General features: G+C 53.7%; 23 protein-coding genes and 2 pseudogenes. 10 read left to right on the top strand and 15 right to left on the bottom strand.

Annotation, left to right across the window (positions count from 1 at the left end; genetic code table 11):
* From N5096_RS15495 to N5096_RS15505, 3 genes are all read right to left on the bottom strand, one after another.
* A partial coding sequence (locus N5096_RS15495; RefSeq protein ID WP_379790580.1) for a transposase occupies positions 1 to 574 on the bottom strand: 574 nt, incomplete at its 3' end.
* A 64-nt stretch (positions 575 to 638) separates the two neighbouring features.
* Positions 639 to 941, bottom strand: a complete 303-nt coding sequence (locus N5096_RS15500) for a DUF8154 family protein (RefSeq protein ID WP_267665698.1) — start codon at positions 939 to 941, stop codon at positions 639 to 641.
* Positions 934 to 1,629 (bottom strand): nucleotidyltransferase domain-containing protein, encoded by a 696-nt coding sequence (locus N5096_RS15505; protein ID WP_267665699.1) that lies wholly within the window; start codon positions 1,627 to 1,629, stop codon positions 934 to 936. Before N5096_RS15505 ends, N5096_RS15500 begins: the two co-directional genes overlap by 8 nt.
* A gap of 499 nt (positions 1,630 to 2,128) precedes the next feature.
* Here N5096_RS15505 and N5096_RS15515 point away from each other — a divergent pair, with 499 nt between their 5' ends.
* The 3 genes from N5096_RS15515 to N5096_RS15525 are packed head-to-tail and all read left to right on the top strand — an operon-like array spanning position 2,129 to position 4,040.
* Entirely contained in the window at positions 2,129 to 3,073 is a 945-nt protein-coding gene (locus N5096_RS15515) for a hypothetical protein (protein ID WP_379790582.1), read from the top strand.
* A 2-nt stretch (positions 3,074 to 3,075) separates the two neighbouring features.
* Positions 3,076 to 3,396 (top strand): DUF8156 family protein, encoded by a 321-nt coding sequence (locus N5096_RS15520; RefSeq protein WP_267665700.1) that lies wholly within the window; start codon positions 3,076 to 3,078, stop codon positions 3,394 to 3,396.
* Positions 3,393 to 4,040 carry a ribonuclease H-like domain-containing protein gene (locus N5096_RS15525; protein ID WP_267665701.1) on the top strand — a complete coding sequence of 216 codons (648 nt, stop codon included), beginning with the start codon at positions 3,393 to 3,395 and terminating at the stop codon, positions 4,038 to 4,040. The genes N5096_RS15520 and N5096_RS15525 overlap by 4 nt, the downstream gene beginning before the upstream one ends.
* Positions 4,041 to 4,057: 17 nt before the next feature.
* On the opposite strand, the gene N5096_RS15530 is transcribed toward N5096_RS15525, so the two are convergent.
* Positions 4,058 to 4,606 carry a DUF7342 family protein gene (locus N5096_RS15530; RefSeq protein WP_309243316.1) on the bottom strand — a complete coding sequence of 183 codons (549 nt, stop codon included), beginning with the start codon at positions 4,604 to 4,606 and terminating at the stop codon, positions 4,058 to 4,060.
* A gap of 381 nt (positions 4,607 to 4,987) precedes the next feature.
* Here N5096_RS15530 and N5096_RS15535 point away from each other — a divergent pair.
* Positions 4,988 to 7,153, top strand: a pseudogene (locus tag N5096_RS15535) (type B DNA-directed DNA polymerase).
* 1,187 nt (positions 7,154 to 8,340) lie between these two features.
* Positions 8,341 to 9,618, top strand: coding sequence for a Cdc6/Cdc18 family protein (locus N5096_RS15540; RefSeq protein WP_267665703.1), 1,278 nt, complete (start codon positions 8,341 to 8,343; stop codon positions 9,616 to 9,618).
* Between the two features lie 191 nt (positions 9,619 to 9,809).
* Here N5096_RS15540 and N5096_RS15545 read toward each other — a convergent pair whose 3' ends face one another.
* On the bottom strand, positions 9,810 to 10,133 hold the full coding sequence (locus N5096_RS15545; protein WP_267665704.1) for a DUF6788 family protein: 324 nt from the start codon (positions 10,131 to 10,133) through the stop codon (positions 9,810 to 9,812).
* A gap of 138 nt (positions 10,134 to 10,271) precedes the next feature.
* Here N5096_RS15545 and N5096_RS15550 point away from each other — a divergent pair, with 138 nt between their 5' ends.
* Together N5096_RS15550 and N5096_RS15555 are read left to right on the top strand one after the other, a co-directional pair.
* A complete protein-coding gene (locus N5096_RS15550; protein ID WP_267665705.1) occupies positions 10,272 to 11,198 on the top strand; it encodes a helix-turn-helix transcriptional regulator in 927 nt (308 codons plus the stop codon).
* Positions 11,195 to 11,998 carry a DUF6036 family nucleotidyltransferase gene (locus tag N5096_RS15555; RefSeq protein ID WP_309243315.1) on the top strand — a complete coding sequence of 268 codons (804 nt, stop codon included), beginning with the start codon at positions 11,195 to 11,197 and terminating at the stop codon, positions 11,996 to 11,998. Before N5096_RS15550 ends, N5096_RS15555 begins: the two co-directional genes overlap by 4 nt.
* 13 nt (positions 11,999 to 12,011) lie before the next feature.
* Here N5096_RS15555 and N5096_RS15560 read toward each other — a convergent pair.
* The 4 genes and pseudogenes from N5096_RS15560 to N5096_RS15575 all read right to left on the bottom strand — a co-directional run bounded on the left by N5096_RS15560 (position 12,012) and on the right by N5096_RS15575 (position 15,056).
* Positions 12,012 to 12,827, bottom strand: a pseudogene (locus N5096_RS15560) (hypothetical protein).
* A gap of 90 nt (positions 12,828 to 12,917) precedes the next feature.
* Positions 12,918 to 13,865 (bottom strand): ArdC-like ssDNA-binding domain-containing protein, encoded by a 948-nt coding sequence (locus N5096_RS15565; RefSeq protein ID WP_267665707.1) that lies wholly within the window; start codon positions 13,863 to 13,865, stop codon positions 12,918 to 12,920.
* 87 nt (positions 13,866 to 13,952) lie between these two features.
* Positions 13,953 to 14,300 carry a DUF8013 domain-containing protein gene (locus N5096_RS15570; RefSeq protein ID WP_267665708.1) on the bottom strand — a complete coding sequence of 116 codons (348 nt, stop codon included), beginning with the start codon at positions 14,298 to 14,300 and terminating at the stop codon, positions 13,953 to 13,955.
* 183 nt (positions 14,301 to 14,483) lie between these two features.
* Entirely contained in the window at positions 14,484 to 15,056 is a 573-nt protein-coding gene (locus N5096_RS15575) for a TATA-box-binding protein (protein ID WP_267665709.1), read from the bottom strand.
* A gap of 343 nt (positions 15,057 to 15,399) precedes the next feature.
* On the opposite strand from N5096_RS15575, the gene N5096_RS15580 reads away from it, so the two are divergent.
* On the top strand, positions 15,400 to 15,669 hold the full coding sequence (locus N5096_RS15580; protein ID WP_267665710.1) for a hypothetical protein: 270 nt from the start codon (positions 15,400 to 15,402) through the stop codon (positions 15,667 to 15,669).
* 313 nt (positions 15,670 to 15,982) lie between these two features.
* Here N5096_RS15580 and N5096_RS15590 read toward each other — a convergent pair whose 3' ends face one another.
* The 3 genes from N5096_RS15590 to N5096_RS15600 all read right to left on the bottom strand — a co-directional run bounded on the left by N5096_RS15590 (position 15,983) and on the right by N5096_RS15600 (position 17,531).
* Positions 15,983 to 16,816: a TATA-box-binding protein gene (locus tag N5096_RS15590; RefSeq protein ID WP_267665711.1), complete on the bottom strand. Its 834-nt coding sequence runs from the start codon at positions 16,814 to 16,816 to the stop codon at positions 15,983 to 15,985.
* Entirely contained in the window at positions 16,813 to 17,085 is a 273-nt protein-coding gene (locus N5096_RS15595; protein ID WP_267665712.1) for a hypothetical protein, read from the bottom strand. Before N5096_RS15595 ends, N5096_RS15590 begins: the two co-directional genes overlap by 4 nt.
* Before the next feature lie 272 nt (positions 17,086 to 17,357).
* Complete coding sequence (locus N5096_RS15600) at positions 17,358 to 17,531, bottom strand: hypothetical protein (RefSeq protein WP_267665713.1); 174 nt, start codon at positions 17,529 to 17,531, stop codon at positions 17,358 to 17,360.
* A gap of 317 nt (positions 17,532 to 17,848) precedes the next feature.
* Between N5096_RS15600 and N5096_RS15605 the strand changes: the two genes are divergently transcribed.
* On the top strand, positions 17,849 to 18,475 hold the full coding sequence (locus tag N5096_RS15605; RefSeq protein ID WP_267665714.1) for a hypothetical protein: 627 nt from the start codon (positions 17,849 to 17,851) through the stop codon (positions 18,473 to 18,475).
* A 380-nt stretch (positions 18,476 to 18,855) separates the two neighbouring features.
* Here N5096_RS15605 and N5096_RS15610 read toward each other — a convergent pair whose 3' ends face one another.
* From N5096_RS15610 to N5096_RS15620, 3 genes are all read right to left on the bottom strand, one after another.
* Positions 18,856 to 19,809 (bottom strand): hypothetical protein, encoded by a 954-nt coding sequence (locus N5096_RS15610; RefSeq protein ID WP_267665715.1) that lies wholly within the window; start codon positions 19,807 to 19,809, stop codon positions 18,856 to 18,858.
* 204 nt (positions 19,810 to 20,013) lie between these two features.
* The gene (locus N5096_RS15615; RefSeq protein WP_267665716.1) at positions 20,014 to 21,270 is read right to left on the bottom strand and encodes a DNA methyltransferase; all 1,257 of its coding nucleotides are present in this window, start codon (positions 21,268 to 21,270) and stop codon (positions 20,014 to 20,016) included.
* A 90-nt stretch (positions 21,271 to 21,360) separates the two neighbouring features.
* Complete coding sequence (locus tag N5096_RS15620; RefSeq protein ID WP_267665717.1) at positions 21,361 to 22,092, bottom strand: DNA methyltransferase; 732 nt, start codon at positions 22,090 to 22,092, stop codon at positions 21,361 to 21,363.
* Positions 22,093 to 22,531: 439 nt separating this feature from the next.
* Here N5096_RS15620 and N5096_RS15625 point away from each other — a divergent pair, with 439 nt between their 5' ends.
* Positions 22,532 to 23,587, top strand: a complete 1,056-nt coding sequence (locus N5096_RS15625; protein WP_267665718.1) for a hypothetical protein — start codon at positions 22,532 to 22,534, stop codon at positions 23,585 to 23,587.
* The last annotated feature ends 36 nt before the right edge of the window (positions 23,588 to 23,623 follow it).

The raw sequence follows: 23,623 nt of genomic DNA on the forward strand, positions 1-23,623 counted from the left end.
CGGTATGCCAGTCTTGGAAGCCGTTGTCGGCGGCGACGGACTGCAGGTCGTCCGCGTTTCGGCGGACGACCTGCGGTCCGGTCTTCGTGTCGTGCTTCCATCGAGCTGTGATGTGAACATCAAGAACAGCCAGCGATTCCACATCAGTCAATGTCGTCACTTTCAGCGTCTGTATCGTCCGTCCAGCTCGCTGGCGGAAGTACGACGACGCACGTCGGCGGTCGAAGAACGTGCTGTCGAGAGCGGCGTGGCCAGACTGCGGGTGCTGCTGCGCGGAAACGCGCAGCAGCGCCCGCCACGCCCACATTTTCAGCCGATCAAACGACTTGTAGAGCGTGCTATAGTCAGGTAGATCGTCCCGATCTAAGTCGAGTACGTCACGAATCTCGGCCATGTACTCCAGCCGATTCGGCGTTTCGCGGTAGCTGTGGTCTTCTTCGAGCCGAAAACAGTGTAGAACGACGTGTTTCCAGCGGGCGAACCCGCCGCTGGCGGGCTCGCCCGCGTGCTTCCCCAACGCTTGTTTGACTAGGTGCCGACACTGCTCAACGAAGTCGAGGAGATCGACTTCCATGGACAGAATCGATTTCCTCGGCTTCGTCCTTCTACTCCGTGATATAAGCCGATTAGATCGCTATTCAACACAGCAGATCTTTGAAGTCCTGTAGTTCATCGTTCGACATCGCGAGCGCGTACGCTTCGATGGATCTCTCTATGGTTCCAAAACTCACCTCGATGACCGCTGTGTAGTAGTCTCCCTGCGCCTGAAGCGTATCCGTCACCTCAATGAGCCGGCACGCTTTCGTCAGTTGAGTCTTCCAGTCGTCGTCGGCACTAATCCCTTCCTCGAACTCTGCTCGACCACGGCCCGCCATCTTGAAGGCGTCTTGTGCCCGCTCCAGAGACTCGAGGATGTCAGTTGGATCAGATCTGTTACACATCGCTATCGCCTTCCTCGAGGAGGAGCTTTTCCACCGTCTCAAACTTGGTAGTGCTGTAGATTGGGATTCCTGAAACGACAATTTCCCGGATGTCTTCTGTATACGTGGGAATCGCTTGGACCGCTTCAACGTCGATGTCGTAAGCATACCTGTTCCCGTCGAACTCGGCATCTTCGAGGTCGCGACCGACAGCGTTCGCCTCTCGTTGGTTTGGGGCTCGATCGTTCGTCGTGAGCACCCAGATATCAATGTCGCTGCGCCGATCGGCTTCGCCGCGCGCCACACTTCCGTAAAGAATGATCCCGATGACGCCGTCGAGACGGCCAGTGAGTTCGTCGACCGCGGCCTTCACGGGCTTCTGGAACTCTGGTTGCGGTATTCGAAGGAGAGGGTCGTCAGGAATAGCGAGTCGCTCTCGGTTGATCTGAACGAGCCGTTGATTGTTCTCGGGCGATTCAACCACTAATCCGTTCTCGACGAGGGTATTGATCGCTCTCCGAACCGTCTGTTGGGAATGGCCAATCTGGTCAGCCACTTCGCGCTGTGAGAATTGTTTGAATCGGTGGTTCGTTAAAAATAGCAAGATGTCGTTCGTTGCCTTGCTTTTGAACAAATCCGCGTCTGTGGCGGGTATTGGAATGGATATAGACACACCCTGGGTGGCGTTCGATTCCGTCTCACGGCTCATGTGCCATACTACGGCTCACTCCTATATAAACTTTATATGAAAATACGGGCAGTACTTAACCACAATCGAAACGCCGGTTATCCGTCGATGTCTTCGATCGCCTCAACAGCGGCCTCACCGAGCTCTCCAACTTCCATATGCGAGTACCGTTTCCGAACCATCTCTTCAGAGTTGTCTAGATATCGAGCAGTGCTGAATTAGTGGGTATGAGATAAAATATTCTGAATAATGATATTCTGGAATATCATATCTAGAGATATCATTGACGAGTCGCGATACGGTGATGATGACCGGTTTAACCAACAAACTGGGAAGAGGTACCGATGTGTTGGTTAAGTCGACAATCAAGGGCGACGGCCATCTCGGAAAGCGTCTTGGAAACAGTCTTCCACTCCTCAAGATCCGGTGATAGAGTTCGAATTGACGTCTGCTACAGTCTTTTCTGGAAGTCCGGAAGCGCCGCGCCGTCGCTTATTGAGAGAGTGACTAGTTAACGAGTATGGGAGATCACCCACCATCGAACCGAATGGCGGCCGACAAGCCGACCCGGGGGGCTGACCGCAATCTGGGCTTGGCAGATCACGCCGACCCAGCCACAGAAGAAATGCTCCTACCGTCACTCGACGACGGGGTCACACTGCTCGACGTAGACGGGGGTCGTGGCGTCCCGATCCTTCAATCGCTCGTGCTCGACCATCTCCTTCTACACGACGGGCCCGCCTTCTGGGTTGATGCGAACGGCCACGCAACGACGACGACACTCGCCCAGATCGCACCCAGCCAACGGTTGGTCAACCGAATCCACATCGCTCGCGGATTTACCGCCTACCAGCACTTCGGCGCGGTCTCTGATCTTCCGACAGCGGTGAACGAGGCAATCCAGACGTCCACGGCGGATACCGGGGCAGCTAATCGACAGGCACCAGGTGCTGATGAAGACACGTCGCCCCACACGCCCGCCCTCATCGTTGCGCCAGCTGTTGACGCCCAGTACCGCACCGATGATACCCTCGGCGAGACTCACGCGGAAACCCTCCAAGTCCGAACCCTTGCCCGGTTGGCGACCTACGCCGATGGGTACGACATCTCGGTGCTCATTACGCGAACCGAACAGAACGAATTCACCGAGCCGGTCGCGACGATCGCCGACCACCATCTGGAGTGCGAGCAGACGCGGATGGGGCCACGGATCGTCGGCGAGGACTTTGAGGCGCTCGTCTATCCCGTCGACGACGGCGCGTACTACCAGACGACGTTCGCGTACTGGCGGCAGCTGCTCGCGGCACGCGCAACGCAGGTCGGCGTGGAACCGACGACGCCGGCGCCTTCGACGTCGACCCCGGAGGGCGTCGGGACGGGCGTCACAGCTGATGGTGAAACGGTGGCGGCCACCGCGGATCCCTTGCTTGATGCGTGGACCACAAGCGAGAGAGGAGGCAGATAGCGATGGGACGCACGAACCCGACATACCGGGATGCGCTGCGGGCCATCGAGGAACGCTGGGCAGAGTTCCGGCGGGCACTACGGCGTCGCGACCAGCCGCGCTTCGACCGGTTGTTCGAGTACGCTCGCGAACACGCTGACGCAAGCGGGTTGTTGAATCACCAGGATCCGCTGCTGCCGGCGCTACTCAGCATCGATCTCGAACAGGAGGCCCGCCTTGAGGACCACGGGAAACGTATTGAAAAGCTCGAGCGGCAGCTTTCAGAGGTGAGTGATAACAGTACAGACTCATCCGTCGAGGGTGACACTCGAGGGCCAGAATGACCGAGTTGACGACGATCGCCTTCGACATCGAGACGACAGGATTCGAGACGACAGACGAACTCACAGTCGTTGGGTTCGACTCGGCTGTCGCATCTCGGGTGTTTCTCAATACGGGTAGCGCGACGCCTCCAGAGGCCTTGACAGAACAGCTGAACGATACCCTCCAAGCACCGGTCAAGCTCTCACTCCACGACAGCGAACAGGAACTTCTGAGTGAACTGGCGACGTTCGTCACCTCGACACTCAGCCAACGCGACGCGAAACTTGTCGCGTACAACGGTGAGCGGTGGAATGGCGGCTTTGATCTGCCGTTTCTCCGGACACGACACTGCGCACATGGATGTGAGTGGCCCTTCGGCACGCTTCCGTACGTCGACGTGATGGACGTCTTCGAGACACGCTTTAACACTAGCAATGACACGCTGAGTGGCGTCTACAAGGAGCTGGTCGATGGCGGGTTGAACGGGCTAGATCCGTTCGCCGACAGTGGAGAGGCTGTCACAGCGTGGGAGGAGGAACGGTTCGAACCACTCATCACCCACAACGTCGCTGATATCAGGCGAACCCGTGCGCTGATGGGATTGGCAGAACGGTACTGTTCAAAATCGGATTTCTCGATGAAATCGCTTGAGCCAATCATCTGAGAATCTTTAGTCGTCGATCATTCGACGACGGAGGTGCTACCATCACCATCATCGTCAGTATCCGTGCCTCTCAAGTGACCAGTCCGGATTGCTTCACCGATTGCGAGAGTTGCTTCTGCGAGCGCGAGGTTGCGTCGTGTTGTTTGCCATTCTGTGAGGAGGGCGCCGTGGTCGCTGTCGGCATCGTCGATATCTAGTTCACGGGCAAATTCCTCGGGTGAATCAACCCCGTATTCCTCGCGCCACGCCTGTATCTGTGCCTTCATATCAGCGATTCCAGATGCGATCTCTTCGGGCGTCCGTTCCGCGAGGAGTGACTGGGCATGTTCGGTGACGATGGCCGTTTCCGACCGTCGGTAGTGCGTCGTCTGACCGTTCTGAGACGTCGTCACCTCTCCGGCGCTCTCAAGCGTTCGCAGGTGCTTTCGCGCCGTGGTCGATGAGACGCGAGCACGCTCAGCGATCTGTGCTGCAGACAGCGGATCGTACACTCGAGAGATGACTTCGTACACTCGTTCAAAGGACGTCGTCTCCTCAATCCACTCCTCTTCGACGACGTCGTTCACGTCACGGTGTTCGGTGCCGCCATCTGGGCTTATACGGTGGAGCGTGGATGGCTCCTCGGACATTATGTGCCAACTAACGAGAGCACTGTATAATAACCTGTGAGGTGGCATATTGTTCACCAAATCCAAGATATAGGGAACTGTCCAAAGCAGCCTTAACCAACAGCCATCTGTGAGAGGGTCGTTTTGTTGGTTAACACGCTTTCGGGGGGTTCAGATAACAAGCTCGGAAACGATTCTGGAAACTGGGGTAGCAAAGCGAATCCGCGAGAGTACGCTGTTTCTGTCAAGACGATCTCCATTTCCCGAAATCCGGAACAGACACGCCGGCGATTATGCGAGACTCCGGTGTAGAGACTGGTAGGTGGATGACCATCACAAATGGTGTTCTCAATCGATTTCCTTGGCGATGGTCGGGTCCTTGAATGGGAGGCGACCAACGACGGCGCGACCGTGACCGAACACGACGACTACACACCTCGTTTCTATGTCACAGCACGTGACCCTGACACCAACATCGATCTCACGCCACTTCGCTCACAATACGAGCGACACCCAGATGTCGTCGCGACAGAGATCGTATTCCGGCGCCCCGGATTTCGTCGTGACGACGAGCCCGCTCTCGCTGTCGACGTCGACCACGTCGACCGCGTCATACCGCTTGCGCGACAGGCACGCCAACTGTCAGCGCACCCGGTCGGGGATCTCGCCTGTTTCAACGTCGACTTCTCGCGAGAGTTCCGGTACTGTCTGGAGACCGGTGCCGATCCGACGCCGGCGAGCGAGCTATCGACGCTCCGGCTCAGTGTTCCGGTGACCGAAACGAGCAACGACGTCTATGGGGAACTGTCCGTCGCCGGCGACTCAGTCACCGGCTCGCCGACGGATATCCTGACCGCCGTCCAAGGGGCGCTCGACGCACACGATCCGGATGTCCTAGTCTGCTCGACGAGCGAGATAGTCCCAACCCTGTACGAGATAGCGACTGACACCGGCGTCGACGACTTTTCGCTGAGTCGGTGGCTGGACGTCGACTACCAGCAGCTCGCGAGCCGGTCGACGTACTCGAGCTACGGTCGCGTCGGCCACTCGCCGGCACGGTACAACGTCCCTGGACGGGCGATCATCGACGAATCGAACACGTTCTTCTACGGGGAGACGAACCTCGACGGCGTCCTCGACCTCGTGTCGCGCTCGAAAAAGCCTGTCCAGGAGCTCGCGTGGGCGTCAATCGGGAACGTCCTCACGGCGATCCAGATCTGCGAGGCCCACGACCGCGGCGTCCTCGTGCCACGAAACTCCTGGCGCCATGAGTTCTACAAGCCAATGGGGACGCTCCACGACGCCGACCGTGGCGGGTTCATCTTCGCGCCCGAGGTCGGCCTCCACGAGAACGTCCACGAACTCGACTTCTCCTCGTTGTACCCGAACATCATCTGTACCCGGAACGTCTCGCCGGACGTCATTCGATGTGACTGCCACAGCGACCGCGACGACGTCCCCGTCCTCGGATACTCGATCTGCGACGATCGGGGCTACCTCGTCGACGTGCTACAGCCGATCATCGACGCTCGCGACGAGATCAAGGCGGCGATCCATCGCGAGAAGGAACGAGACGACCCCGATGAGGATCGACTGGCAGAACTCGAGGGGCGGTCGGGAGCGCTAAAGTGGATTCTCGTCGCCTGCTTCGGCTATCAGGGGTTCAGCAACGCGAAGTTCGGCCGCATCGAGTGCCACGAGGCAATCAACGGGTTCGCTCGTGAGATCCTACTAACGGCGAAACAGCAGCTGGAAACTGGCGGCTGGCGCGTCGTCCACGGCATCGTCGACTCCATCTGGGTCACGCCGGACCCTGACGTCGACGACGAGGACCGCGAGAACCTCGAAACGCTCGCAACGGAGATCACGGAACGCGTCGAGATTCGGCTCGAACACGAAGCCCACTACGACTGGGTGGCGTTCGTGCCGCAGCGCGAGAGCGACGCCGGCGCGTTGACAAAGTACTTCGGGAAGGTCGCCGGCGACGACGAATTCAAGATACGCGGTATCGAAGCTCGGCAGCGCTCGACCCCGCCGTTCATCGAGGATGTCCAACGGGACTGTCTCGAACGGCTCGATGCGACTCAATCTCCGGACGCCGTACTCGACTGTCTCCAGGACGCAATCAAGCGCCTCCACGCTGGGACGGTGCCGGTCGAGCAGCTCGTCGAACGGAATCGTGTCTCCAAGCCGCTGGAAGGGTACACGCAGAACACGCAGAACGTGGCGGCGCTGAAGCGGGCTCGGGACCAGGACCTCGCTATCCACCCGGGACAGGACATCGAGTACGTGGTCGTCGACGACGAGAAGAGCTCGCGAGAGCGGGTCGCGTTGGCCCACGAAGAGGTAGAGTCGTACGATGCGTCGTACTACGAGACGCAACTCGTCAGAGCTGTCGAGAGTGTGCTGTCACCGCTTGGCTGAGATCGGGTGGAGATTCGACGCGAGGTCGCGGAAACTCGGGAATCGGACTTGGCCGCCTTCACCGAGATTGAAAGAGGTTAACCAACACTATCGAGGTATCGCGAGAGTTGTTGGTTAATACGGAGTAGAGACACGGAAGAGAGCTGGAGAGAATACCCCGCTCACACACCCCTCGTCCAGAGTGAAAACCAATCAGAGGTGTGGGGTGAGGTCCACGGGAAATAGGGGTTCTCGTGAGAGAAGATCAGCAAGAATCACGGAAAAACTGCCTGAGACGGGAGAACACGGAAGAGATGGAACAGCGAACTCGAGCAGCGGTTCGAAACTACCCGGACGAATGCCGCCTTCGTCCTCTTCTTTGTGCTAAATGCACTTGGGGAGTGGTAGGAGGTAGGTAGTAATAAAACTTCTAGGTAATACTATGTAGATTGGTATGTTTAGAGGAACTTCGGCTGTGTGACGACTGCTGTTCGAGGGATACTCGTCTCACGTCTTGTGATTTCGGTACTTCCCGGCCGACTAGTCGTGTGGTTTCCGCCGGGTCAACCGAGGGACTCTTGTAGCGTTTCACTCTGGACGAGGGGTGTGGGGGGTTCGATTCTGTCGTCCGTGTAGTATGAGACGTTGAAGGAACAATCGTCATTCTGACTATTCACCAACCCGCGAACCGGCATCAAAGCCGAAATCGGGATTGGTATCTCCCGATCTCCCTCGTCAATCGGAATCAAGATACCCGATCCCGACAGTTCCGATTGTACCCTGCTTTGCTTCGGCTGGAGATCTGACCTGCGTCTTCACTCTTGATTGGGGGTGCCGACGAACGCTCGGCCCCATCACTCAAGGCTCACACTCCACTCCAGTTCGTCACACCGGCGCTTTCACTCTGGACGAGGGATGTCTGCCGTGCGTCAGACGACCAGTGCCGTTGTGTCCTCTCATAGATATGACTGATTCCTCCGTTCGGGAGATACACTCTGGACGGGGGGTGTCGTCTCAACCAAGTGCGCTGCTCACCGGATGGAGGGCTATTCACTCTTGACCAGGGGTGTGTCAAACCCCCTCCAGTCCGGCGTTTTCACTCTGGATAGGGGGTGCCGGTCTGCGTCGGTAACACTCACTCCGAATCCGATTTCACTCGGGACCGACTCGACCCTTTGTGAGGATGATACGCCAGCGACAAAACATCAGAAGACGACCATAGCCCGATTTACACTCTGGTCGAGGTAGCCAAATCATTAAGTAGGTCCCATCCGCGATGTCTGATATTGATGGCTGAGGAACCGTCCCAACTCTCTGACTTCGACGGCCGCTACGAGGATCCCGCCGACGATCCCCTCTTTGACTTTGATGAAGACGACCCCGACCGCGCCAACATTTTCGCTCGCAAGGAGCTGCTGAAAGTTGGCCACGTCCCTGAAAGTGGACGTATCGTCGGCCGAGATGGCGAGATCAAGGCCGTTGCTGCTGAACTCAGGCCCATCGTTCGTGGCGATCCGCCCAACAACGTGATTATTTACGGCAAAACGGGAACGGGGAAGTCACTGGTTGCCCGTCACGTCACCGAACGAGCTCGCCGAGCCGCGGAGTCGAACGGGATGTCTGTCGGCACGGTTTACGTCGACTGCGCACAGCACAACACACAGACGCGTGTTGCTAGGACAGTGACGCGGTCACTCAACGAGACGGAAGGGACTGACTTCGATATTCCGCGCGCAGGGATTGGCAGCGGCGAATACTACGACTATCTCTGGGAGATTCTGGATACTGCCTACGAGTCAGTCATCATCATTCTCGACGAGGTGGACCGACTCGATGACGACGATATTCTTATGCAGTTGTCGCGGGCCCGCGAATCGGGGAAAGCTGATTGCCACTTGGGCGTCATCGCAGTCAGTAACAAGATCGAGTATCGCGACCAGCTGAACGAACGCGTCAAATCCAGTCTTCGCGAGGAGGAGTTTGTCTTCCAACCCTACGACGCGAATCAACTGCGCGAGATTATGAAGCACCGACGGGACGCGTTCCACGATGGCGTTCTCTCGGATGATGTGATCCCGCTGACGGCGGCACTAGCCGCCCAAGAACACGGTGACGCCAGAAAGGCAATCGAAATTCTTCGTCACGCCGGCGAACTAGCCGAGCGAGAAAACGTCGAGACGGTCGTTGAGGAACACGTTCGCGATGCTCAGGAGTGGGCCGAAATCGATCGGTTCGAGGAGCTGCTACGCGGATCGACGACCCAGGTCAAATTCATCCTCTATTCGCTCGCGCTGCTCACCGAAGAGAATCCGAACGAGGATGGATTCTCTACCAACCGGATTTACGAACGGTATCAGGCGACGACAGAGAAGGCTGACGCGAAGACTCTCAGCGAGCACCGCGTCTACGAACTGTTGAAAGAGCAGGCGTTCCTCGGTGTCGTTGAATCAACTCGGACTGGTGGTGGCCGGGGTGAAGGCAGTTATCTCGAGCACCGGCTGGTTCAGGATACCGGCATCGTGCTGAAATCTGTCCTCCGGGACAGCCGGCTAGAAGATCTGGCTTAGCTCCCGTTTCGGTCGCTGACCACACCCCTGATCACGAGTGTATCTCTCGACACGTCGGAAACGCAGAGTGGGTATCTTTGCCCCCAACTTTACCCGACCGGGCGGACCGGACCCATTCACACTCTGGGGGGTGTCATCTGCTACGCACCTAATTGCGCTGACCCATACAACCAGCTACGGTTCAATCCCCTCTATTCGTCGGGACTGACAGGACCTTTATACTGAGAACGGACCTTCTCTCCTTCTCGCCACTGCCAGTAGTAGTAGCGATTGTCGTTGATCTCCTTGATCGTGATCGTTGCTTTGGCCGGGACGTCGTCCGGCAGATCGTCTGGTCGCTCTTCGACCTCTTCTTGATCTACCGACTCCTCGATACGGGCCTCTCGTTCCTTGTGCTCGGCGAGCGCTTCAGCGTACGTCGCAACGTCACGGAGTTGCTCCGGATCCGACTCGTTGAGCGTCTTGACGATCTCTGTCGGGAGGTTCGCCGGTGGGGTCGGGGGTTCGTAGGACATCGGCTACTCTCGTGTTAACCAACACGGCCCATGAACCCATAGTTTTGTTGGTTAAGACGATGGGGGCGGTTCTCGCGATTGTTGGCTGTAACACTATTCGAAACTTATTTATATACAAGTTTCGTACTATGTTACACCGTGCTCCGGCGCATCGAACTCGAGGTCCTCGCCACGGTCGACCGCGGCGACACGATCTCCGAGATCGCGACGAAGCTCGACCACAGCGAGAGCTACCTCTCTCGTGCCGTCGGCGACCTCGTTGAGAAAGGGCTCGTCTACACGGAACGCGACGGCCGCCGAAAACGAGTTATCCCGTCGGATGCTCGCGCCGTCGAGCTCTACCAGGACCTCGTCCGCCAGCACTCCCACATCGAGTTCCCCGAGCTGCTGACCGGCAAGGCACTCGAGGTGTTGTACTACCTCGACCAGCCGCGAACCGTCTCCGAGATCGCCGACCGAAGCGACAATTACCGCAACACGGTCAACCGCGTCCTCAAGCGGTTTCGCGACCGTGGGCTCGTCGGGACCGTCGACGGCCACTACGAGTTCAACGCCGACTTCGACCGCCTCCACGAGTTCGCGCGTGAACTCGCACATCATCTACATCGCCAGCGCCTCGAAGCCGTCGCCCCGAAGGGCACGATTCTCTGGGAGGACTACGACGAATTCCTCGCCCAGGCTGAGACGGAGATCGAGGCAGAGGGGTTCCACGAAACCGGCCTCGGTCGGTTCGCGGCCTTCGACCTCCAGTTCCTGCTCACCGGCCACCGCTACTACGTCTACTCCGAGGATCTCGACGCAGTCTCGCCGGCGGAACTTTGCTGTCACACGCTGCTCATCGACAACGGCAGCCGTCACCGCTCGTACTGCCTCCTCCTGCTCAGCCACGTCGACGTCGACGAGGAGGACCTCCGAGAGCAGGCGGTGAAGTACGACCTCGAAGACGAAATCGACGCCTTGCTGCGCTACCTCGAGACGCACGGTGAGGTCGATGACGAGCGACTCCCGGAGTGGGACGAGTTTCAGGAGCTGGCGGCTGACTACGGGGTGCCACTACCACAATGAGACCAACATTCGGACGCGAGTACATCGAGAACGAATTCCAGCGAATCGGGGATGGCTTATCTGAACCGCTCACGGTCGACCTGATCGGTGGTGGCGCGATGTCGCTGCGCGACCTCAAGGGGGCGACGAAAGACATCGACCTGGTCGTCCCAGATGGCGACGCGTACGGCCAGCTGTGGGCCGTCCTGATGGACCTCGGGTATGCGGAGGTTCAATCGCTGGATCCAGATTACCGGGCGCTGGGGGCGACGAGCTGCGTCGAGAACGACGATGGGTGCCGCCTCGACATCTTCAATCAGCAGGTCGCGAACAAGCTCGTGCTCACCGACGGTATGCAAGAGCGCAGTGAGCCGTTCCTCGACACAGATCGACTGACGGTCCGGCTGGTTAGCAACGAGGATATCTTCCTGTTCAAGGCGATCGCAGGCCGCGACGACGACATCGAGGACATGAATATGCTCGTACAAGCCGGCCTCGATTACGACGTCGTCCGGGCTGAACTCGAAGCCCAAATCGAACGCTTAGGGGATGATCAGTTCGCCACGTTCGCGAACGAGGCTCTAGTTGAACTTGAGGAGCGGTACGGGGTGACCACGCCGATTGAGGCCCGCGTCCAGGAGCTCACGAATAGGTACTACCGGGGGCTCGAAGTCCTCCAGGCACTCGATGAGCCGATGACCGTCGACGAACTGGCCGCCGAACTGGAGCGGGATACTGACGAGGTTCACGACCGGCTCGCGTATCTCTCAACATTCGATCGGGTCCGTCGAGATGGCGACACAGTCCATCCCGTGGAGTAGCTCAATCGCTGCCCTACGGGGAAGGAAGGCGGCCGTCTGGTCGGGGAACGCGCCCCCGTTTGACTTCGTGATCGACGCGACGCAGGTGCTTGCAGCCGCCTTCGGGTGAACGCTGCTGCCAGTCGGGACAGGTACACGATTCGTCGATGACGTCGACTTCGTACCTGTTGCCGGACGCGGATTGTACTTCGTAGCGGCCACCTTTCGAGAGGAGTGAGACGTCCATCGCTTCGGCGACGGCACGCTCCGTGCGGGGCTCGAGATTGTCCTGTGACTCTGCGTTCTCGTCGACGACTAGTCGGTCGCGAACGTCGCCTGTTCGGCCACCGTCGGGAGCGATGACTTCCGCAGGGCCACTGAGCCGCTCGTGAAGCACTCCCTCCACCGGATGGCCTTCCGGCCAGAGGTAGTGGACCTCGCGACGTTCGCGATGGTCGTAGGAGCCGCACGCGGCTGCGCACCCGGTCCAGACGCGCCAGGCACCGAGCGCGGCCATCACGTCGACGATGTCGCGGGGAACTGTCTGGTGGTCGGCCGGGAAGAACACCCGGAAGCGGGTACACGCTTCTTGCGGCGGGACGGTCTCCCACCAGTCTTCGCTGGAGCCTCAGCTGTCGAACATCGCCTCGTCGCTCCCGTAGCCGACAGTCACGCCGTCGGTCGGCGTCCAGTCTGCTGGGAGGTGGTCCGCCTCGCTTTCGAGCACCCGGAGGGCGGCGTATCGGAGGTACTCGTGGGCTTGGTTGTCTGCTGTTCGAGCGACCTGGTCGTGTTGCTTGGCAACGTGCTCGGCTTCCTCGAGGACCGTCGTGAGATAGGGTTCAGTCATCATTCGACGGAGGTCAGAACGCGCCTCCGCCCCTCGGCGGGCGCAGAAAAACTTAACCAACAGAGCGGAAGGAATCCATCACTCTGTTGGTTAACCGGCTTGAGACGAGGATTCGCTCTCGAGAACGTCGATGAGTTCTTCTGCCGTTCGACTAATACGTCCAAGCCGCTCGCGAACGACCTCGGGGTCGTCCGACTCCCAGGCTGCGAGGTAGAACGCTGACCCACCGGTGTCGAGCCTGCAGTAGCGCCCGACGACGTACGCGACGGCTTCGGCCTCGACTTCGCGTTTTGCCCGCTCGGTGTCGTCGTCGACGTCGAAGTGAAGCAGTGCGTGCGCGTACTCGTGAATCAGCGTCCGCGCAAGGTCGGCCTCGTTCTCCCGATCACGCACCTCAACGAGCGGTTGGACGTCGACGAGGCTCAGCTGCTCGCAGATGCCCTTTGCCTCGCCGTGGGTCCATTCCTCGACTGGAACGATCCGCACCGTCACGCCGAGCTCATCAGCGGCGGCAGTCAACTGTTCGACGAGGTTGCCGGCGTCCCCGGTCGCTTCCGTGTCCAGGTCGGGAAGCGGCTCGCCCTCGGTCTGGGAGACATCGAACACCGGCGCGGGCTTGAACCCGACCAGGCCCTCGGACCACTCCTCGGGGGGCGTCTCGTCGTACCTACAGTCACTGTCCTCGTGGTAGCTCGGTGAATTCTCGCACTCCGGGCACTGCTTAGTGATGATCGGCGCCCAGATCCAGATGGCCGACTCGCCCTCGGTGACGTGGCGGTCGAACTCCTCCTGCCACGTCCGGTAGCCCGCCACCCGGCTCGCCTCGGGACACTGCCGCTTGATGAGGAGCGTGTTCCGATACGAGTAGTCGTGGAAGCGACTCTGGACGTCCAGCCACTCCTGGAACTCCGCGCTGGCTTGCGCGTCGTCGACGCCGGCGACGAGCTCGTCGATCCACTGTTCGATGGTACTGTTCATCTCGTCTGATCGCGTGTCGGTCTGGTCGAAGGAGACCGACGAGTCTCTGGTCGTAGACATCGTGATCACCGAATCGAGTTCACGGCGACTGCGTCTGTTTAGACCGCGCCGCACCCCTCAGGGGCGTTCAAAAAACCGCTCTGTCGGTCAGCGGAGCTCGTGGCGTTCGTCTGCAAAGCCGACCGTGACGAGGTACTCGAGGAACTCGTCGAACCGCTCGACGTCACTGGGCGTGTCGGTCGCAAGGTGACGAGCCCATTCGATGGCCCACTGGAAGGCTGGATCCGTGCCGCCCTTGCCGTGAATGTACCACCACCGGGCCGCCTTGAGAACCACTATGGGATTCGTCGGCGGCTGCTCACCGGCGAGCCCACGGGTGATGGACTCAATTTCGTCGGGGACGTCGGCGGAATCGACCTCCGCTGATTGCGTGTTGTCGATATCGACCGGGATCTTGTCGACCGAGACGTTGTCGGCACTCTGTTGTTGACTCACTGGAAGTCACCTCTGAGTGAGGGCCTTTTGCAGGAGTCCCGCCCTTTCTGCGGGCGCGATAAACGGTCGAATCTAAATGCGGCCACCTACAGGTGGCCGCCGAGATCGCGCTGAAAACAAGATCCACGACTAATTTATATATCCGGATATTATTAAATTATTCTGTCCCACTCAGATAAATAGTCATGTGGGCAGCGAATGTGATTTTTGTTTTAAAAAGTGAAATACATCTATTGCTTCGTTCTCATCATCGCTCCCGGTAATAACTACTTTACCACTGCCAAAGACCAGCAAGACACAGTTATAATCATTTGGACGGTAAACAAGCCCAGCAAATTGTTCTGGTTCAAATTCAGCATTTTCGAACCCTAATTCGATGAATAATGCTTCGAGTTCGACAGTGTGTCCAATATCACCCACAAATACCAGGTTATTGATTTCAAACGCTGGGTCATAAGATTCTTCAAGAATCCCCAAGTCGGTGAATCTCTCAATAAATTCTTTATTTGTCCGGTTCAGTTTTTCAAAATTATTCCCACCTCTAACAATGTATTTACCGGTCCGATATAGGATTATCAATCCTGTATCCTCAGTAAATTTCATAAATACTGAACCAGTCTCTTCTTGATAATTCATTTCAAATGCATCAACATCTTGAGCGACTTGCTCTAACTCTATCTCAACACCTAAGTCTCCGGATCCAACAATGTTGACTACGTCGAGGCAAGATTTTTCAATCGTTGTTTTCCGAGACATATTTATTATTCAGTCGGTCCGAAAGGCAGTATGTATCTAGATAATGAGTCCTGCAGTATATAACGGGTTTGAAATACGCCAGTAGCTCAACAGATCTTACTGATATCTGATGTTGTTGATTTCAGGCTTGGCCATAGTAATTCACAATTCACGTGATACCTGCCCTGCTGATCCCAGTATCAATATTTATTAGGAGAACACATTTAGAAACAAATATTAAAGACCCACATAACATATAATATGTGAATTACATACTGTGTCTTGACAATGCATATATTAAATTTTACTCTGAAAAGAAATAATAGAAAAACGCTTATTTACTTTCTTGTTGAAGACAAATTATATGAGCCAGAATAAGGTATACATGGCCCTGAAAGAAATTGGTGGAGAAGGAACTACCACAGAAATACGAGAGCACTTGGCGGAGAAGTTCCCTAATTCTACCCTTCCTCACTACACCGTACATCAATTACGGAATTTGGAGAATAAAGATATAGTGGATATTGATGATAATACATCTCCTTTTTATGTACGAATAATTGACCACAATTGGGAAGGAATCCAACGCTCCCTTGCTTATAGTGAGTTACAATTACAATCTAAGGATGAGTAACATCATTTGTTGGTTGTGAGCCGGCTTTCTGTAAGTACTGATGCACAGTGGTTTGATGATGATCAACACCAGCCTATTAGAATAGATACAGTATCCGAAAATGATAATTACCTGAGTGTTGCGTCTCGCTTTAGGAAATCTAACTTGATACGACTGCTATCGCTGCTGAGTCGGTTGAACGAAGTGTATGTCACTTTAAGTTTAGACCGTCTCATCTCTTATTGCTACGCTGTCTCTATCCAGGAGTTTGAAATAATAATAGGGATATATAAAATATCTTATTAATTTTAATTCCCTTGGACTAATCAGTCAATCAATCAACCTTAACCCCGATACTTTTAAATTCTCGTAAAAGCGATTTCCAGCCATCCAGGATACCAGCATATGAATTAGCGGTGATTACTACACTCCCAGAACGGAATGTTAGTGTCACAACGCCTGGATGTGGGCGGTAAATCATTCCAGGGAATTTCTTGGGATTGTATTCTGTCTCCTCCAATCCGATACCAACTGCAACTTCTGAAAGTTCTAATTCACGGTTGAGAGACCCCAGTGCTGCAATATTGCTTATTTGAAATTTACTTAGGAATTCTTCTTCAGGAACAACATTCTCCGCATAAGGGGCCAAATCATCGCATAATCTAGATACTGTTCTACGTATCTCATCACGATTTTTACTCCCAACAATTGTTATCCGGCCAGAGGATGGAATAAGAACGGTTGCTGCACTTTGTTCGAAAGGGCGCCAAACTGCCATTGGGCTAGTTTCCGGTTCATATTCGACTTTCCGGATCTCCGTTCCGAGTTTCTGAAGATCGACACTGGAACAAAAATTCCCATTTCCAACGATATTTGTCACTTCTATACCATGCGAATCAAGTTCTTCTTGTCCAACCCCTCTATCAAAATCTGATAACAACACTCCAAGATCGTCAACAGAGTAATCTGGATTTATTTCATATGTTATTCTATCTTTGCGTGTATTTTCCAAAACTGCACCTTTGTCAACTAGTGTGGATAGACGTTGGCCCAAATAGTCAGATAGTGATCGTTCTGGATATTCACTTTCAATTTTATCTGTTAACTCTATCTGAGTTGCGCCTTGGTCAAACGAAGATAATACTTCGAAGACAATCCGCTGACTCATTCCTCGTCCTTTGACTTCGGTGGGAAGTCTCTTTCAGCAAGTTCCTGATTAATACCGTCCCACTCCTCATCGATTATTTCAACATAATATGGCCTTGAGGTATCATCGATCTCGACTACGCCTTTCTCCTCTAATTTTCGGAGACGATTTGCCGCATAATCTGGTAAGGTTGAGTCTGGAAATTTTTCTGAGAGATGGTTTTTTAATTCTGTTGTCGTTCCTTCCCCGTCCATTTCTTGCAAACCCTCATACACTTTGTTCTGGCTCATATAGCTATTTTTTGCAGGTCAAGTCTTAAAGCTTCGCTCTACATTAGCTCCTGTTTGGATAACCTGGTTCTATTCAATAGGTGAATGCTTCTAACCGATTTTTAGTCCTATTTCGCTCGACAATAATATATGTTTGAAATTTTTTGTTTTTATTTCACTTTCCTAAAACACATACGAATACAATATACCGTTGGACAACAGGTTACACGGCTATTGAGGGATAACCATGACTACTATTTGTGCTATTAAGAACCGATCGGCTGTGTCACAGTCTAGTGGAAAAATACCCTTGATACTGGTTCATCTATAGGATCAGTTGAATCGGGATTGGAATATATTTTAACACATGCCGGACCGGTTACTTCTACACTAGTTCCTTCTCCGTACTCCTCCATTTTCTTGAATGGCTCACTACAAACCGGACAGTCGCTGGATGAAGTTGACATATGTAGTCAATAATTAGGCTATAATAAATAAACTATTTCTAGTAGATGCGTATTGACCAGGGAAACCGACTACATAATAAAGCCAGCAATCTGAGTCACTTGTTCGCGGATCTGATTTGTTGTTGCTAGCAAATTTAAAATTATAATTTTGAGATTTGGCTCACAAAATATGTGTTCGATAGTCTTTCAATTACGATAGTGCCGTATATGTTTATTATACGTATTAGTGTCAATTATCTATAAATAACTAATTAGGATGCCCTCGATAGCATTCCAATACACAAACATCTATAAAACCCTCTACCTACGCTTTTATTATGGCCTCAAACGTTCCAAGCGCGGAGAAGTACGCGAATGATTTGGCTAAATCACTTGATAAGCAACGCTACGCTACTTTGGTACAGTCTGTCGGTGACCAGCTGAATGGCAGAAAAGATCGATTTGATAAGTCAGATGTCATCGAACGTTGTCTAGAAGTGTACACTGATGGGCGGCTTAAATGGGTTGACGACAAGGGAAGAGATTTTATCGACACTGAATTGGGATTAGATATTGAATTTAAGTATGAACAAGATGCCTTGTTTACTAAGGTCCGTCAAAATCCTCGAGATCCAAACCTCAGGCTAATTAATAATCTCGGCGAAAGGAATGAAATAGATCCGGACGAACTTGCTGACTTCTTTGTGGTTGGGCAGCAAAATTCGATGGGAGTTATCTCAAAACAGACAATCTTCAATAGTAACCTTCCGTCCAAACTTGAGTTTGATGCTGACGTGGTTATGGGTGATTTCTACTTTGAAGACATTGTGATCATGTTCCGACCAAGTGATATTGGTGAGATAGAAACAGTAGATGTCGACTACAAGAAACGGAAAATGGAGATGCAGATGGAGCTTATCGAATCTATATCTGTCTCCGGCGCCGAACAGCAGAAACTCGACTAGGTAAGCGTTCTCCGTACAGGGTCACTGAGATAGTTAGCCTGTCGCCCTTGGGGTGATGAGAATCAGTATATTGCGGCAGTGACGCCTGTCACAACTGATCTACCTGCTGTCTGCGCCGAGTTCAGTTGTAGCGCACCTGCTACCATAGCCGCAAAACCATGCTGGTGTGACGGGTTATTGCTGTCGTTCTAGGTTACCGAGTAGCACCGGAATTATGTCGCTTCTCTGAAAACCGTGATCTACAGACGGGTGTTTTTCTCTGAGACTACTCAGTCATACCAACACGTAGTGTGGACCGAATTCCGTCGACGAGTTCCTCGCGACAGATTTGGCTTCTCTGATGAACTTGCTTTCAGGACTGTCTCTTGTGTGGAGACACATTAAAATGGGATGTCGGTTGTGTGGTTGATCCGCACGCTGCGGTACGTGCTGGGAATAGCAAAGGAGAAGGTGTTTGTCTCCCGGAGGAACGTGTCCATATCATCATAGTGAGATCGAACCTCTGCGTACGTAGTTCCCTGTCGAGACCCGTGTTCGACCTGCATATCGCTCGGAACGCTGAACGTCTCCCAATCCATAATCTCTCCAATGAGGTCGATTAGGTTTGCGACCTTCTCAGTAGTCGGGTCCTTGAATGAACACTGCCAACCACTGAGATTGAGGTGAGTCGAAGTCTTGCGGCCGCTGCTACTACCACGGGAGAACCCTGTAGACTCGATTCGCGGATACACCTCTTCGGCAATCCGGTGTTCAAACTCTTGCGTCTGAACGTCCTCCACGGCGTCGATCAACCACTGGGAAGGTAGGCAGTTCTCGATCCAGTCGGTGACGTTGTCAGTATAGTGTTGGGCGTTGATCCACGTTGAGTCAGCCGACAAAAGGAAGGCTTTCTGGACTGGTGTCAGTTCATTAACTCCGTAGAACCACAATAAAAAGTGGATCGTTCCGAGCGGATACTTCCGTGTGAAGTTCTCTTTGTAGACGCCGCGTACTTCATTAAGGTTGAGACTGTTCTGGAGACCAGTGAGCTCGTCGTCGAGCTGAGTGCGGACAATATGATGGCCGATGCTTCGCAGGTCTTGCCGGGAGACGTCGAGATCAACCCACACGGCATCTTGGATGGCATCTTCGTCCGTATAGTAGATATTTTCAAACCCCGTATAGAACCCTGAGACCTCCCACCCCAGTTCGTGATGGAGGAATACAGCTGAAAGAATTGCGTCGATGTCACCTCCGACGACCATAGTCCGGTCGGTGTCGTCGAGAAACGGATAGTCCTCGCGAATGTCTTTCCGAGAGAGTGCGTCTGCTACGGTATGTTCTGGGCCAGCCACACAAGCGTTTTCACAAGATAGGGGTATTACTCTTTCTCTTGACAGTATCACAAACAGCAAGTTCGGACAGGTAATCTACCCAAGTTACTGGGAAGTACAATTCCCTATATTCGTAGACCTCTGATCCAAGATACGTAATTGTAGCGACGGTACCGGATAGTTGCTGGAGTCTATACTACAATAAATAACAGGAAGTCTTGGGCCCTAATTATTGAACGACCCGAGTGTTTCCTGCTGGCCAGGCAAAGACTTCGTTTTCAGTCCAGATGGGTTTTCTCGCACCGTAACTTCACCACGATGGGCAATCAATATCCGGTCAATTTCGGTGGCTTCACCTTTTGTATCTCCCCATATCCGGGATACTTTCTCGTTGTCTGGTACGCGATCCTCAACGATTCGTCCAACCTCAAAATTCATCATCGGGGCGACAACCTCCTCAGCCACTTCACGAGCCAGGTTGATTGTCTCCCCATTCTGATCGACGTCTCCAATAACGAACGCCGCCACCCCAGTGTCGGGATCGACCACATCATCCATAACCTCAAATGTATCCGTCATGAACTCCAGATACGCCTCAAGGTCGAGTTCGTCATCTAGACGTTGGTCTACCGTATCAGGCTCTTGGTTAAGGAACCACAGCCGGATCCAATTATATAGGCCGTATTTCAGCACCTTCAGATACGGAGGTGAGGTAAAGACAAGATCTGCCCGATCAGGTGTCTCCTCAGCGTCGGCTAACGTAGACGGCAGATCCCTCGCATCCCCGAAGAACGCGTGTCCCCGACGTGCCGGCGGGCCATCTTTGTATATTGTGCGGAGCCGATCGAGCAATTTCTGAAACACATTACGGTTCGGTGGCTCAAGACCCTCCTTTTCGATGTACTCCTCTACGTACCCCTCCGACATCGAAAATGTGTTTGGCATCGAAACAGAGAGATACTGCCCGCTCTGGCCGTGCATAATGCCTAAAATTAATCCTGTTATGAACGTGTCTGCTGGTGACAAACTCAAAATTGTCTTGGGGAAATCAGCGTCGTCTAACCCAAACTCCTGTTTCAAATAAACCAGTTGGCTCAACGTATTCTCATGATACAGCATCTGAATTCGCTGTGGGACGTGATCAATAGTCGGGGGATTGTACTGTAACCGCAACTCCTCGATGCGCTCTCTCACTGTAGCCGCTGGGGGCGGTGTCACCTTTGCTTTATTAAGAATGTAGGCCATCGGATTCAGGTCATTCCCAATACCGATGCGGCCGTCCACACAGGCTTGTAGTGGTGTTGTTCCCCGCCCAGCGAATGGGTCAAGCACCACATCGCCCTCATTAGTCAATCTATGGATAAAGTAGTGCGGAAGCGATGGGGGAAACATCCCCATGTACGAACACATTGGATGGAAACTGTGTTCCCACTTGCGCTTCAGCGAGCGCCATGCGGGTCGAATATCATCAAGATCGCTCATTGATACTACCTCCAGTAGAGCCCTATTGAATCCGACGATGAATAAGTCGCAGTCTCTAGTGTAGGTGTCCTCCCGTCTGGTTACACCTACCTACTCAGCCAACGACTCAAGTGTTTCATTAAACACCCGTTTTGCTTCTTCGTTTAAATCACCCATTACTGCCTCTCGATTCTGCTGTGCGGAGACGACCCCGACGGCACCAGAGCCCGCTAAGGGATCAAACACCGTGTCTCCTTCTCTGGTGAAGTGTTCGAGTAGAACCTTCACAAGCTTGGGTGGTAACCGAGTAGGGTACTTTGGCATTTCTTTGAGGTAATTCCGCTTGATCTGGAGTGTCGAGAGATTGGCTTCACCGCTCTGGCAGTGCTCATACGAACATTCGTTTGAATAATACCAATCATTCCCCTTGACTATCCAATACAACTCATAGACGTTGTGTGCCGGGCGAAGTTTACAATACGGAGCAAAGTTGTACGCCCAGTAGAGTTTTCCTTCTAATGTCCACTCTGGACGGTCAATGACTGCCTGATGAACGAGATGGCTGTTGTCCTTTCCCGAAAACACGATTCCTTGCCCTTCCGAATGCGTATTCCGCGCCAGAACATCCAGTAGAGAACTAATTTTTCCACCGTACGTATCCGATTCCCACTCGACATATCCGTCGACGACGCGTGACGTATCTCGGTTGTAGTTACTGGCCTTCCCATCAAACTCAAGGCCAAAGGGCGGATCAGTAATCGCAATATCCGCATTTACGTTGTCCCACTCCGTCATGTCACAGAGTTCATAGGTAATATCCGCCGTGATGGGTGACTCACTCATTGTTCTGTCCAACGAAGAATTGATACAAGTGACTTCTGAAGACAGGCTGTTGCCGGTCCTGTTTTGATAATAACAATGCTCTAACCGTTGATCCGACCACTTCCCATCTATACACACTCGCGATATTACAACTCCGTTTGTGTTTAACCAGCAATGCCTCCTGCCGTACCGGAATCTGCTCCGGCGTGCGTGCGGATGTAATCATCATCGCTGCTTGCGGCGCAACTGTCTCGTTAGCCGCCTTTGTAGTGCGCCGCGCCCTCTCAGGCGCATGACAAAACCACAGAGAGTTGGTGTGTGTAATCTTGAGCATAGACCGATTAGATCGCTGGAAACTCTGCGCCGAACTCGAGTGATACGATACTTGCCGTGTGAGAACTTGAGGTAGTTTCTATCATTCCAATAATATTTTCTAACCGAGCACTCATCCACTAGTCATATGGATCGCGACAGCGCCAAACGCCTGACTACAGAAATTGCCCAAATAGGGCGCGATAACACAGAGGCAGTAAGCCCGACTCTCCCAGATGTCTCGGAAATCTCTCCCTCAAACCCAGAAGTACTAACGCGATATCTCTACCTAATGGCTGTTCTGGATCAGGGACCGGATCCAAAAGGCGTCAGAATGCTTCTTAACAACGTTGTTGAGCGATTATACAGCGAGGGAATCCCAATTCTGACAGAACCCGATCTCTTCTTCGAGCACCTTCAGCGCGTTAGCACTCTCATCGAAGAAGAACACGGCGTGGTAAAACAGGCTAGAGCGGCTGAATGGGCTGAATCAAATGAGTCCTCCCCGGAAGACTATGCGCTGTACTTCTCTCAGTCACGATTTGGCATGCAAACGACCGATTATATCGGGTTTTACCTGATGAGCCGTTGGGGAACTCCTTTTTATTATATAAGCCGGCTATCAAACGAAGGGAAGACAGTTCGCGAATTTATTGAAGAATTTGATTCGTGTGAAATAATGACTGATAAACTGAAGAGTCACTCAAAATATGGCCTCGGGAAAGCAATTGGGCCCAAAGCAGCGCATCTTTTCGCGAAGTGGTATGTCCACACCTTCGACTTACGTACCCAATCAGCACGAGATCGACCTGGCTGGGGTCAGTATTCGTATGAGGTGCCGTTCGACAGCAACGCTGGGCGAGTCCTCTTCAGAACGGGATGGCTACTTGCGTGGGCTGATCTTGACGAATACCGCAACTGGAATGCGATCCAAACCGAAGCAGGGCGGGGGGATAACCACTACATTCGAGTTACAAACATCCGAGGAAGTGGCGCGACGAAACACGTTGAGGATCCAGAGTTCCGATCGGCGTACGACCAGCTTCTCACGCAGTTACTGCGGACGAAAACAAGCCAATGGCGGAAGGTTGAGATCCAGCAGATTCCGAATGTCTTGCTGCTTGACTCCGAGTACACGCTAGGAGAATTCGATGACGGCTTGATGAGTATTTGCCTTGTTGAATGCAAGACTGCGTCGGGGTAGGGTCGATAACTCACGGTTTCACGGTGTCAGAGACTG

This window comes from Halorubrum yunnanense, from assembly GCF_026586675.1.
GTDB lineage: Archaea > Halobacteriota > Halobacteria > Halobacteriales > Haloferacaceae > Halorubrum > Halorubrum yunnanense.

Excerpts from the sequence above, each read along its gene's own strand:
- N5096_RS15500 (WP_267665698.1), bottom strand. The coding sequence starts at position 941 with ATGTGTAACAGATCTGATCCAACTGACATCCTCGAGTCTCTGGAGCGG.
- N5096_RS15505 (WP_267665699.1), bottom strand. The coding sequence starts at position 1,629 with ATGAGCCGTGAGACGGAATCGAACGCCACCCAGGGTGTGTCTATATCC.
- N5096_RS15515 (WP_379790582.1), top strand. The coding sequence starts at position 2,129 with ATGGGAGATCACCCACCATCGAACCGAATGGCGGCCGACAAGCCGACC.
- N5096_RS15520 (WP_267665700.1), top strand. The coding sequence starts at position 3,076 with ATGGGACGCACGAACCCGACATACCGGGATGCGCTGCGGGCCATCGAG.
- N5096_RS15525 (WP_267665701.1), top strand. The coding sequence starts at position 3,393 with ATGACCGAGTTGACGACGATCGCCTTCGACATCGAGACGACAGGATTC.
- N5096_RS15540 (WP_267665703.1), top strand. The coding sequence starts at position 8,341 with ATGGCTGAGGAACCGTCCCAACTCTCTGACTTCGACGGCCGCTACGAG.
- N5096_RS15545 (WP_267665704.1), bottom strand. The coding sequence starts at position 10,133 with ATGTCCTACGAACCCCCGACCCCACCGGCGAACCTCCCGACAGAGATC.
- N5096_RS15555 (WP_309243315.1), top strand. The coding sequence starts at position 11,195 with ATGAGACCAACATTCGGACGCGAGTACATCGAGAACGAATTCCAGCGA.
- N5096_RS15565 (WP_267665707.1), bottom strand. The coding sequence starts at position 13,865 with ATGTCTACGACCAGAGACTCGTCGGTCTCCTTCGACCAGACCGACACG.
- N5096_RS15575 (WP_267665709.1), bottom strand. The coding sequence starts at position 15,056 with ATGTCTCGGAAAACAACGATTGAAAAATCTTGCCTCGACGTAGTCAAC.
- N5096_RS15580 (WP_267665710.1), top strand. The coding sequence starts at position 15,400 with ATGAGCCAGAATAAGGTATACATGGCCCTGAAAGAAATTGGTGGAGAA.
- N5096_RS15590 (WP_267665711.1), bottom strand. The coding sequence starts at position 16,816 with ATGAGTCAGCGGATTGTCTTCGAAGTATTATCTTCGTTTGACCAAGGC.
- N5096_RS15595 (WP_267665712.1), bottom strand. The coding sequence starts at position 17,085 with ATGAGCCAGAACAAAGTGTATGAGGGTTTGCAAGAAATGGACGGGGAA.
- N5096_RS15600 (WP_267665713.1), bottom strand. The coding sequence starts at position 17,531 with ATGTCAACTTCATCCAGCGACTGTCCGGTTTGTAGTGAGCCATTCAAG.
- N5096_RS15605 (WP_267665714.1), top strand. The coding sequence starts at position 17,849 with ATGGCCTCAAACGTTCCAAGCGCGGAGAAGTACGCGAATGATTTGGCT.
- N5096_RS15615 (WP_267665716.1), bottom strand. The coding sequence starts at position 21,270 with ATGAGCGATCTTGATGATATTCGACCCGCATGGCGCTCGCTGAAGCGC.
- N5096_RS15620 (WP_267665717.1), bottom strand. The coding sequence starts at position 22,092 with ATGAGTGAGTCACCCATCACGGCGGATATTACCTATGAACTCTGTGAC.
- N5096_RS15625 (WP_267665718.1), top strand. The coding sequence starts at position 22,532 with ATGGATCGCGACAGCGCCAAACGCCTGACTACAGAAATTGCCCAAATA.